The sequence below is a fragment of the Mucilaginibacter sp. R-33 genome (assembly GCF_049949235.1).
Lineage (GTDB): Bacteria > Bacteroidota > Bacteroidia > Sphingobacteriales > Sphingobacteriaceae > Mucilaginibacter.
In genome coordinates this window covers 1,570,695-1,582,733 of sequence record NZ_CP188089.1, presented here as the reverse complement: position 1 = coordinate 1,582,733, position 12,039 = coordinate 1,570,695, and the positions used below count along the sequence as shown (strand labels likewise).

The 12,039-nt window shown below is 45.8% G+C and carries 9 protein-coding genes; 2 read left to right on the top strand and 7 right to left on the bottom strand.

The features are described 5' to 3' along the window. Positions 1-108: 108 nt before the first annotated feature. From ACP26M_RS06725 to ACP26M_RS06700, 6 genes are all read right to left on the bottom strand, one after another. The gene (locus tag ACP26M_RS06725; protein WP_426587309.1) at positions 109-1,425 is read right to left on the bottom strand and encodes a gluconate:H+ symporter; all 1,317 of its coding nucleotides are present in this window, start codon (positions 1,423-1,425) and stop codon (positions 109-111) included. A gap of 16 nt (positions 1,426-1,441) precedes the next feature. Continuing rightward, complete coding sequence (locus ACP26M_RS06720) at positions 1,442-3,157, bottom strand: IlvD/Edd family dehydratase (RefSeq protein ID WP_426587307.1); 1,716 nt, start codon at positions 3,155-3,157, stop codon at positions 1,442-1,444. A gap of 50 nt (positions 3,158-3,207) precedes the next feature. Further along, positions 3,208-4,044 carry a fumarylacetoacetate hydrolase family protein gene (locus ACP26M_RS06715; RefSeq protein WP_426587305.1) on the bottom strand — a complete coding sequence of 279 codons (837 nt, stop codon included), beginning with the start codon at positions 4,042-4,044 and terminating at the stop codon, positions 3,208-3,210. Positions 4,045-4,217: 173 nt separating this feature from the next. Continuing rightward, positions 4,218-5,324: a bile acid:sodium symporter family protein gene (locus ACP26M_RS06710; protein WP_426587303.1), complete on the bottom strand. Its 1,107-nt coding sequence runs from the start codon at positions 5,322-5,324 to the stop codon at positions 4,218-4,220. A 12-nt stretch (positions 5,325-5,336) separates the two neighbouring features. After that, positions 5,337-6,620, bottom strand: a complete 1,284-nt coding sequence (locus tag ACP26M_RS06705; protein ID WP_426587301.1) for a mandelate racemase/muconate lactonizing enzyme family protein — start codon at positions 6,618-6,620, stop codon at positions 5,337-5,339. A 24-nt stretch (positions 6,621-6,644) separates the two neighbouring features. Next, positions 6,645-7,598: an RraA family protein gene (locus ACP26M_RS06700; RefSeq protein WP_426587299.1), complete on the bottom strand. Its 954-nt coding sequence runs from the start codon at positions 7,596-7,598 to the stop codon at positions 6,645-6,647. Positions 7,599-7,845: 247 nt separating this feature from the next. On the opposite strand from ACP26M_RS06700, the gene ACP26M_RS06695 reads away from it, so the two are divergent. Further along, positions 7,846-8,712, top strand: a complete 867-nt coding sequence (locus tag ACP26M_RS06695; protein WP_426587297.1) for an AraC family transcriptional regulator — start codon at positions 7,846-7,848, stop codon at positions 8,710-8,712. 24 nt (positions 8,713-8,736) lie between these two features. Beyond that, positions 8,737-10,263, top strand: coding sequence for a gluconokinase (locus ACP26M_RS06690; protein WP_426587295.1), 1,527 nt, complete (start codon positions 8,737-8,739; stop codon positions 10,261-10,263). An 88-nt stretch (positions 10,264-10,351) separates the two neighbouring features. Here ACP26M_RS06690 and ACP26M_RS06685 read toward each other — a convergent pair whose 3' ends face one another. Next, positions 10,352-11,722, bottom strand: a complete 1,371-nt coding sequence (locus ACP26M_RS06685; RefSeq protein WP_426587293.1) for an alpha-L-fucosidase — start codon at positions 11,720-11,722, stop codon at positions 10,352-10,354. Positions 11,723-12,039 lie beyond the last annotated feature (317 nt).

Here is a 12,039-nt window from a genome sequence, read left to right as displayed (position 1 = left end):
GGGGCGGTAACTTTAAAAGCCGCTTTTCATTTTAGTATCGCTTTTTCTTCATGTTATGCAGGGTTTGGGTTTAAAATTGGTTTATATACATGTACTGGTATAATCTATTTATAGTAAACAGTCTAACGACAAGACGCCGACAAGCCCTATTACAGCTACCATGCTTTCCATTACCGTCCATGAGCGAAGTGTTTCCTTTACTGATAACCCGAAATATTCTTTGCATAGCCAAAAAGCTGTATCGTTTACGTGCGAGCCAAACAAGCTACCCGCTCCGATAGCCAGCACCAGTAAATTGGTATTTACGCCCGCATGATGGGCTATCGGGAACAACACGCCCGCGGCGGTTACGCCAGCCACCGTAGCCGAGCCGAGGCAAATTCGTAGACAAGCCGTCGCCAGCCACGCCAACAACAAGGGATGCATGGTGCTGCTGACCAGCATACCGGCAAGGGTATTGCTTAAATGGCTATCTACAAATACTTGCTTCAGCGCACCCGCGCTGCCAATGATGAGCAATACCATGGCTATATCTTTTACTGCACACACATACCCATCCATTATTTTTGCCAATGACCTGCCTTTACGCAAACCAAGCGTATACGTACTTATAATTACGGTGACCAGTATGGCTATAATTGGTTCGGCGAGCCATTCAGATAAACTCTTTATCAAAGAATTATCCCTAAAAAGCACAGGCAGCGAATGGGCCAGGCAAATCAATACTACAGGTAAAAGAGATGATAGTATGCTGTTAACAATACCCGGTAGTTCATGAACAGGCAAGGCGGCCGAACTATGGGTAAATTGCAAACCGTTAGGCCCAATTTTTTTAAGGGTGGCCGAGAACATCGGTCCTGCGATTATTATAGCAGGAATAGCGATGATCAGCCCATAGCCAAATGTTTTTACTACATCGGCATGAAAAACGCTGATGAGTGTCATTGGCGAAGGATGAGGTGGTAAAAAGCCGTGCATTACAGATAGCGCCGTAAGCATAGGCATTCCCACATACAACAGCGGTAAACGGTAGCTGGAGGCAACCGAAAAAATGATAGGGACCAGCAGTATGAACCCGACATTGTAATACAATGGGATCCCTACAATAAAGCCTGTAAGGGCCATGGCATAGCTTACATATCTGGCACCAAACAAATCATGCATGAAATGGGCTATCCGCTGCGCGGCACCGCTTTCAGCAACCAATTTACCCAGCATGGCACCTAATACAATAATGATCGCTACCGAACCTAAGGTATCGCCCAGTCCTTTATTTATGGATACGATAACCGCTGTAAATGGCATACCGAAAAAGCAGCCCGCCAACAGTGCTACGATAATAAAGGCAAGAAAAGCATTCACTTTTGCCCATGTTATCAGCGCTATAAGCAATAAAATACAAAGAATCAGTATTAATATTGTCATTTACAATCAGGTTAATTTAATGCGAATCGCGGGTTACAACAGATCCTGAATTTCCAACCAGGAAATCCAGATCGGCTCCTTTATCGGCTTGCTGCACATGGCGCTGATACATAGATACGTACCCCCTATCGGTATGATAAGCAGGTTTTTGCCATAACAACCGCCGTCTTTGCAGTTCAACTTCATCTACAAGCAGCTCTATTTTTTTGGCTGGTACATCGAGGCATATCAGGTCCCCGTTTTCAACCAGCGCCAGGTTACCGCCGATGGCGGACTCCGGTGAAACATGGAGCACAACCGTACCGTATGCGGTACCGCTCATCCTTCCGTCAGAGATCCTTACCATATCTGTAATACCTTTATCCAGCAGTTTTTTTGGCAGCACCATATTGCCAACTTCGGGCATGCCGGGATAACCTACCGGCCCGACATTTTTAAGCACCATCACACAGGTTTCGTCAATATCAAGTTGCGGGTCGTCAACCCTTGCGTGATAGTCTTCAATAGTTTCGAAAACCACTGCCCGACCAGTATGCTGCATCAGTGCTGGCGTTGCTGCCGAAGGCTTGATGACAGCACCATTTACGGCGAGGTTCCCTTTTAAAACGGCTATACCGGCCTCAGGGATAATTGGGGTATTATATGCTGCAATAACCTCATTATTATAGCAGATACCCTCGCCTTTGATGTTTTCCGCGTGCGATTTACCCGTTACGGTTATTGCACCCATATCCAGCTCATTGCTCAGTTCTTTCAAGATCACCGGTAACCCGCCTGCATAGTAGAAATCTTCCATCAGGTATTTTCCGGAAGGCATGAGGTTGAGTAACAAAGGTATTCTGCTGCCCAGCCTGTCAAAATCGTCCAGGCACAGGTCTACCCCGATACGCCCGGCAATTGCCGTAAGATGTATAATGAAATTGGTTGACCCTCCTATTGCCGCGTTTACTTTAATAGCGTTTTCGAAAGCGGCACGTGTAAGAACTTTTGATATCGTTAAACCTTCCTTTACCATTTCAACGATACGCCTGCCGGATAGCTGTGCCAGTACTTTTTTCCTGGAGTCGACCGCCGGGGTAGCCGCGGCCTGCGAAAGGCACATGCCAAGCGACTCAACCATACAGGCCATAGTAGACGCGGTACCCATCGTCATACAATGGCCTGCACTTCTTGACATGCAGCTTTCAGCAGCAAGGTATTCATCGCTGGTTATTTTACCGGTTTTGAGGTCGTCGGTCAGCTTCCATACCGCTGTGCCCGATCCGATATCAGCGCCGCGATATTTACCGTTGAGCATTGGCCCGCCCGGCACTACGATGGTAGGTAAGCCTACGCTGGCCGCTCCCATCATGGTAGATGGCGTAGTTTTGTCGCAGCCGGTCAGCAGCACCACTCCATCTATCGGGTTGCCCCGTATTGACTCTTCCGCATCCATACTGGCCAGGTTCCTGAAAAGCATAGCGGTTGGTTTAAGCAAAGTTTCGCCTAAGGACATGATGGGAAACTCTACCGGGAAACCGCCTGCTTCGTAAACCCCGCGTTTAACAGCTTCGGCAAGGTCCCGTAGGTGTGCATTGCAAGGGGTTAGCTCCGACCAGGTGTTGCAGATCCCGATGACCGGTCTTCCGTCGAAAAGGTCGGCAGGCATACCCTGGTTTTTCATCCAACTCCTGTATAAGAACCCCATTTTACCTGTTTTTCCAAACCAATCGGCACTTCTGAACTGTGACATTTTATTTTCTTTTATAATTTTATTTAATTGATATCGTTGCCCTGGTGCAATTATTTGCCCACCAGGTTTGTAAGTGTTCCTATATTGCTTATTGTAATACTAATCACATCGCCGTAGTTAAGTGTGAAAGAATCCGGCGGCACTATACCGGTACCTGTCATCAGGTATGCACCTGCGGGAAATGACATCTCCATAAACAGGTAACCGGCAAGCTCCTGGTGCGTACGCTTCATCCTGCTGATCAATATGGTGTCGGCAAATACCTGAACATTATCTCTCATTATTTCAATTTGAATTTCGGTGTCAGGCGGGATAGCTGTTCCCGGCACATAAAGACACGGGCCAACCGCGGCGGCTCCGTCGTATGATTTAGCCTGAGGAAGATATAAGGGATTTTCTCCTTCGATATCTCTTGAGGACATGTCATTGCCAATCATATAACCCTCAATAGCCCCCGCGCTGCAAATGAACAATACCAACTCGGGCTCCGGAACGTTCCATTCCGAATCTTTCCGGATGCGAACCGTTCCACCGGGGCCAACCGCGCGGGATGCCGACGATTTAAAAAAGATCTCGGGACGTTCGGCATTGTAAACCCTTGCATAGAAATCACCTCCACCTGCATCTTTAGATTCTTCCATCCGGGCATCTTTACTGCGCAGATAAGTGACGCCCGACGCCCAGATCTCCTGACCGGCAATGGGAGTACATAATTGTTCCAGATCATGGGCCAGCAACGGGTTGGCTGAAATGTTTTGGAGATCTTTTAAAACTTCGCTGTGCAGCGTTTCACGGTTTATAAAACTGTCCCAGTTCCAATCCGGCGAACTGTATAACAGACCGGCGTATTTTACAATAACTTTATCGTTGGTTTTAAATATATGCATAGCTATTTATTGCTGTCCGGCGTTTATGCGGCAGTTATTTCGTTATCAAAAAAATGTAACAAATCGGTTACTTGGTTATGTACAAAGAATGCTAAAGCAAATCGCTTAAGCTTCCAAAAAAACACAGCGTTGATTTTTGCACAAAAAACTTAGCTTAAAAACCCAGTGCCCTTTCATTTCTCAGCAGGATTGTGCGCCGGACCGGGCTTTCTTTTGTGCCAGTAAGACGCCAGTAAAGAACCTGTAATATTCATGAAAGTTGAAAAGATGACCGGGGCAAGGCCGAGCGTAGCGATTTTTCCCATCCCTTTGGCAAGCCCGGCGGCCATACCCCCGTTTTGCATCCCTACTTCTATAGCGATGGTACGACAATCACGTTCTTCCATTCCAAATGCCTTTGCCGACCAAAAGCCAAGCAAATAGCCCCCAATATTATGCAGCAGTACCAATACCGCCAGCAATAGGCCAACTTTAAGCAGGCTTTCTCTCCCCGCGGCTGTTATAATAATAATGATACAGATAATCCCTCCCATGGATATCATGGGCATTATCCTTTTTAGCCATGTACTGCGTGTTTTGGCTATTGAAGAAAACAGCACACCCAAAGCAATAGGTATCATGACCATCTTAAAAATATCCGCCACCATTAACCAGGGGTCTATTTTAATAAGCGGACCGGCAAGTAAATTCATTAAAAATGGTGTCAATACCGGCGATAGCATGGTGGAAATGCTGGTTATAGTAACCGAGAGCGCCAGGTTTGCCCTCGCCAGATAGGATACCACATTGGATGCCATGCCGTTAGGGCAACAACCGATCAGTATAATGCCGGCCGCTATCTCGGCAGGCATTCCGGCTAATTTTACGCTCAATGTCGCGATGCTGAAGCCAAGTAAGGGCATTATAATAAAATGGCTCACCACCCCTATAATGATTCCTCCGGGCGACTTTAACACGCCAACAAAATCCTGATAATGCATGGAAGTGCCCATGCCAAACATGATGAGCTGTATTAGCGGGATAATAAGTGTGGCATATTTAAAATTGCCATAACTGATAAAAAAACCAGGATAATAAAGCGCCATGGCCGCCCCGCCAAAAATCAATACCGTATAAGAAAAGCTTTTGGTTTTTGGCGAAGCACAGAGGCTTACTGCAAGCAGTATAAAAAATGCAAGTACATAAGGCCCTGTGTATCCAAGGCCTTTAGGTATCACAATAAGTACAGCGGCAAACGCAGCGATGGTTAACGTGATAGTGACTTTGAAAAAAGTATTCATACCCGGCATTGATCAAGCAAAGAAAGGGACTCCGGGCATCGCATATTTCTTCAACCCTTCCTCGTTGATCTCAACACCCACTCCGGGCTTGTCAGATAGCACCAGGAAACCTTTCTCAATAAAGGGTTTATCGTATTGTACTATTTCCTTCCACTTTGGCTCGGTATCGCTCAACGTTTGCCATTCCAGGATATGGAAATTGGGTACCGAGGCACAAACATGCGCGGTTGCCATAGCCCCCAGGAAAGATCCTACCATGTGCGGCGAAAACGGCACGTAATATAAGTTGGCAAGGTTGGCTATCCGCTGCCCCTCGCCCAGCCCGCCGCATTTTTGAAGATCGGGCATCACAATATCAATTCCGGCTTCCGAAAGCAGCCTGGTATAACCATAAGCCAGGTAAAAATTTTCCCCGGCACAAATAGGTGTGCTGGTTTCCTGGGTTATAGTTTTGTACACATCAATATTATCTGCAGGTACCGGTTCTTCCAGCCACATTAAATTTAGAGGTTCCATCATTTTTGCAACCCTGCGGCCGGTTGTAGCATCGTAACGGCCGTGCATATCTACACATATATCAATGTTTGGCCCAACCTCTTTCCTCACTGCTGCTATGGCATTATACATCCTGTCGAGTTCGGCGTTACTGGCAGTCCAGTTATAGCGGTCAAATTTATTGGGATCACGGGCATCGTCAATATCAAATTTCACGGCAGTGTATCCGCGATTAACCGCACCGCGCGCGGCCTTGGCATAATCTTCGGGCACCGGGTTTGTGGCTGTGTATAATTCCGTATCACAATAAACACGGCATTTATCGCGGTATTTGCCGCCTAATAACTGGTAAACCGGTAAGCCCAAAGCTTTGCCTGTAAGGTCCCAAAGAGCCGCCTCAACCGCAGTGAGCACGGCCACAAACATGCCGGATTGCGCACCGGAAAAAAAGTTAGCTTTCCTGATCTCCTCGGCTATCCGGTTTGGGTTTAGTGGACTCCGGCCTTTCAGCATCCATTCCAACCGTTTAACCAGGTAATAAGTTCCCGCTATGGCATCAACACCTTCGCCCGAACCCCAGATGCCCTGGTTGGTGTATATTTTTACAAAAAGCCCCCCGCCCGCGTAGGCGCACTTAACTTCTGTAATTTTAAGGTCGGATGGGGATGATGCCTGCGGGGTGCGCTCTTGGGCATCTATTAACCCTTGCCCAAATGTTTTATTTAATGGTGCCGCTAATACGGCGGCACCGGCTAATACAGTTTTCGAAAGAAAGCTGCGCCTGTTTTTATAGTTTGACATATTTTATATTTAGGATAGATTTATTTACCAGGTCCGGTTTTTCAGGATATTTTGGATCTGCTCCTTAGGTACCGGCAATTCGTTAATATGCTCGTTAAGCCATGCTGAAAAATCTTTTTCTATATCCGCGCTCCATCGGGCGTCTATTTGCCCGGCTGTGTATTTACCTTCTTTTAACCGCAGGTGGCCAAACATGTCCCTTAACCTCACCACTTCGGAGGTGGTCACTACCTTTTCAGCCAGGTGCGGCGGGATAAAGATGACCACGCCGTTTTCGCCCAAAACCACATCTCCGGGCATTACCGTGGCCTGTTTGATCCTGGTGGGCTGATTGATCCCAACAATCATGGTGTTCAGGTCGCCGGGCGGGTTATGGTACGATGGATCATAGCTTTCTACAAAGGATGTAAAGCCGCCTATCTCTTTTAATCCCCGCAAATCCCTCACCGCACCATTATAAACTATGCCGTTGCCGGTTTTCGCGTAGATAGCGTTACCGACGTTATCGCCGATGGTAGGTCCGTTTTTATGAGCCCCAAACTGATCGGCCACGTACACATCGCCTTTTACCAGCAGGTCTACCGGCCAGGTGTTTTGCCCTTTTTTTCCCTGGGTTTTGCCCCTGTCGTCAATAGCTTTCCATACATCGGGACGTGCAGGCATGAAAACAGCAGTTACTGCGCGGCCAACCAAAACGCTGTCGGGATTTATCACCAGCCAGTTTTCGGTTAGCTGATAGCCATAGCCTGCATTTTTAAGAACGGCCCAGGCTTCTTCAATACTCACCTGCTTCATCCGGGCCAGGATTGCATCCGGCACCCGGGGGCGACCATCGGCAAAGCGCTCACCTTTCCACTCCGGAGTAAGGAAAAGCAACTCGTCCCTGGATATTTGTTGCGCGAAGGCGTTATGAAAAAACAAACAGCATTGCAGCAATGCAATACCCGCAATACGGTAAATAAGAAGGTATTTTCTCATCGTAATAAATTTAAAATGCGCACTATTAAGGGGAATAGCGGCTTTGGTATTGGTTGTAACTGGTTATAATACTTACAAAGTATCATAATATTTAACCCGGAAAATACCATTAAAAAACAGCGTTGGTTTTTATACAAATTTTAGTTTTGTAATGTGTAAACTTGCTTTCAATGGGCGCCCCCTGTTGGATGCCCGATAACCGTTGCAGTACAGAGGCGGCAGCAACGTATACCAATTATTATACTGAATGAATCAATTGATACTTCAGCAGGGCATATCTAAAGAACTTATGCATTTTCCGCATATTCTGGAGTTTACCCACAAAAAGAACAATACTATCCAACTCAATTCCTTTAACAGCAATGTTATGGACTGCATTTGCCTGTATTATATTTTAGAGGGAAAATTCACATGGATGATTGACTTACAACAACATACCTTATATCCGGGCGATTTTGCCGTAGTATTGCCCGGGCAACGCATTGGCGGCGAAAGCGGAATATTAAATATCGGCGCGCTATTTGGATTAAAGATCTCAACCGAAGATTGTGGAAAGATTTTGCTGGGTAAATGGAGCGGGCTTACTAAAAAGGAAAAACTATCCATCAACCAAATCTTACTTGTAAATAAGCAACAGCTTGTTTTGAAACTGAAAGAAGCGCAGGTTTTAATGCATAATTTACAACTTGAACTGCAAAATGAGGAAGTGGGCTTTTACACACGTGTAAACCAGCTACTTGATGAGCTTTTTGTATTGATAAGCAGGCAGTTGATAAGGCAAAACAATTCCAGGAGAGACTTCCCTCAAACATTCCTGAAGCTGGAGCAAACCTTGCGGCAAAACCTTGCCCACCAATGGACGGTGGAAGAAATGGCCGCACTGACAGGCATGGGGACTACTGCCTTCACGGAAAAAGTAAAAAACTATTCAGGCTTTTCACCTCTAAACTATTTAATCAACATAAGGATAACCGAAGCTACCAAACTGCTTAAAAAAAACGAGATAAATGTTACCGACATAGCGCTGAGCACAGGATTTTATTCGTCTCAGCATTTTTCCACAACCTTTAAAAAACTTACCGGGTACACCCCAAGCGAGTTCAGAAAAAAATAAAACACCAGATCATCAATATACATCATGAATTGTATTATCATCATAGAAATGGGCACAGACGCTGTAAGGGTCTTCGCCTTTGATCTTTCCGGTAACTTGATCAGTTCGTCAAAGGGGCATTATCCCACCTTTCATGAACAACCTGACCATAGCGAACAGGACCCTGAGCAGATGTTTATTACCATGCTCTACATTTTGAAAAATCTGCTTAATGAAAAGATCTACCCCAAAAAATATAACGTAACCTGTATCTGCTTTGGCTCATCTATGCACAGTTTACTGGCAGTGGATAAGGATGGCATACCGTTAGGCAACGCCATTACCTGGGCGGATAACCGGGGCAAAAAAGAGGCCGCAGAACTTAAACAAAGCAGCCTGGGCGAGGAGATTTACAGGGCTACCGGCACTCCCATCCACCCGATGTCGTCGTTAATTAAAATTGCCTGGATGAAAAACCACGAACCCGAAAAATTCAAACAGGCCCAAAAGTTTATGCCTATAAAAAGCTATATCATTCAGCAACTAACAGGAGACTGTGTGATAGATTACAGTATAGCATCTGCAACAGGCCTGATGAATATTCATGAATTAACCTGGGATGAGGCTGCATTGGAGTTTGCCGGCATAACACCACAGGATCTTCCGGATCTGCACCCGGTTTTCTATTCGGGGGTAACGCTGAAAAAAGAATATCAAAGGGTTTTAAAACTGTCGCCAACGGTTAAAATCCTGATTGGATCAAGTGATGGTTGCCTGGCTACACTGGGCGCGGGCGTTTGGGAAAACAGTATGGCCACTATTACCATTGAAGATAGCGGCGCGTTCCGGATCATCGGCGATAAAATAATAGAAGACCCCAAACAGCAGATTTTCAACTATCTGCTTACCGATAAGCATATCATCACCGGAGGGCCTACAAGTAACGGTGGTGTGATATTCAATTGGTTTGCGAAACAATTTGGTGATTTTCCGGAGGCTTTTGATATCGATCAATCAATGGAAATGCTGATAGAGGAAGCTGCGGGTGTCGAAGTCGGCTCGGGCGGTTTGATCTTTCTTCCCTTTTTGCACGGCGAACGGGCCCCTATTTGGAACCCCAATTCGAGGGGGTGTTATTTTGGCGTTAACATCAGGCACGAGCGCAAACACTTTATACGGGCCACCATTGAGGGTATCTTATATGAGATGTACAGTATTGGCCGTACGCTGGAAAAGCACCGTCATATCGAAAGCCTGTCTATCAACGGCAGTTTCGCGTCTATACCCTTTTGCACTCAAATTATAGCCGACCTGTTTAATAAACCCGTAAGCACACTTAACCATGCGGATAGCATAGGCAAAGGTGCGTTCCTGCTAAGCGCGACCGAGATGGGTATTTATCCTTCTTTAGAAGAAGCCTCCAAAACGGTAACCATGCATCAAACCTATTTGCCCAACGCGGAAAACCACAAGGTGTATGCCCAATATTTTAAAGTATTTGAAAGTCTAATAACAAAAGTTGCTGATGAATTTGACGCTATTTCTGATTTGCAACAACGGTATAGTCAATAAATTAACAAGGTGGCCGGGGCCGGGCTGGGATTGACACAGTTTATTTTACAGCCCCAGTTTTAGCTCAACTTTAGGATATTTGAAACAGTTAGTTACCTTTTGTTTTTAACTCCAAAGTGGTTACCGGTGAATCGAGTTTTACTGTGGCTAAGTCAAGATTAATACCCGTTGAATCCTGATGAAATTTAACTTTTTTACCATGCAGTACTCTGCAATATGTAATAGTTTGTTTAACAGGCGGTAATTTAATGACAGTATCTCCCGCCGGCATTTTCAGCACGTGGATATATATTTTATCCCCCCTGCTTGTGGCTCCGTAAAAATCATCAACAGGTTGAAAAGGCCCCGGACGCGTTTGATATATGCTCTCGCCATTTTTTGCTAACCACTGCCCCACTTCTCTCAGGCGATCCACATGAGCAGGAGGAATAACACCGTCCGGATCCGGCCCAACATTTAATAACATATTTCCGCCGCGGTCAACGGTATTAACAAGCATGTTTATAATCTTTTTCAGCGGCATCAATCGCTGAGCTTTATTGTATCCCCAACTGGTTTCGTTAAGGTTCAAGCATTTTTCCCAAGGGAAGGGAATAATAGGCCCTTTAACATCCGCGCCACCTTCGTCGGTCTGGAAATCTCCCACCATGCCTGATCTTGGATTAATGACCACATCCGGGTTGTAGCTACGTACCATAGCATTAAGTTTTAATGGTTCCCAAAACCAGGCAGCGTCGGCATCGGTACCTTTATGCGCCAGCCAGCCGCCATCATACCACAAAATATCTATTTTGCCGTAATTCTTCATTAGCTCCTCTACCTGCCCATATGTTTGTTTCTTGAGCAAGGCAGCATTGTCAGGAAGCCTCCTGGGGTCGAAATAACCAGGAAAACGCCAATCCAGAGGGGAATAATAAATGCCTACATAGAGGCCAGCTTTACGGCACGCATCAGTATACTCCTTTACAAAATCACGGTGAGCGGCAGTTTCCCAACTATCAAAATGCCGGTAACTTGAGGGGCTGTTCCAAAGGGCAAAGCCATCGTGATGGCGGCTAACCATTACCATATACTTCATGCCTGCCTCTTTGGCTACCTTAGCCCACTCTGTGGCGCTAAAATGTTTTGGGTTAAACTGGTCGGCTAACCTGGCATATTCCTCAGCCGGTATCTTTTGGTTAAACATGGTCCATTCACCCGTGGCCGGAATAGCGTATAGGCCCCAATGTATGAACATCCCAAATTTCTGATCCTCCCACCATTGTATCTTTTCGGGCGGAAGATTAGAACCCGGGCCCGATACACCCTGCCCTGCACCCTTTAATGCGGGGTATACCTTACCTTTTTCCATTGACTTTCTTTCTGCGTCGCTCATTTGCTGGCTCTTCACCACAAAAGAATGGCTCAATAATGTTAGCAGCAAGCAAGCCGCATTGATCGTTTTTTTTTTGTTAAACATAATTAGGGTATTCGTACAGTAACAATTCAGCCAAATAGCAATGGTTTAAACCTTTTGTATAATAATAAACCCAACGTTTTTCAGGACGGTTTAATAATTAAGGTGTACGCCACGCTAAATTAATTAAAGTCGGCGGTGCTGAATTTCCTAAACCAGACTTTATTTTATACAAAAACGACCTCCGGCCGGTGTCCCTTCCGGCTTAGCAAAAACTCATCACTTCCGATATGTAAGCGTTTTTACCTGGTTACAATGCAAAACCGTTGTCCATCTCCAATAGAAAATGAAGTTGTCAAGCGTAAGAAAATATATATTGA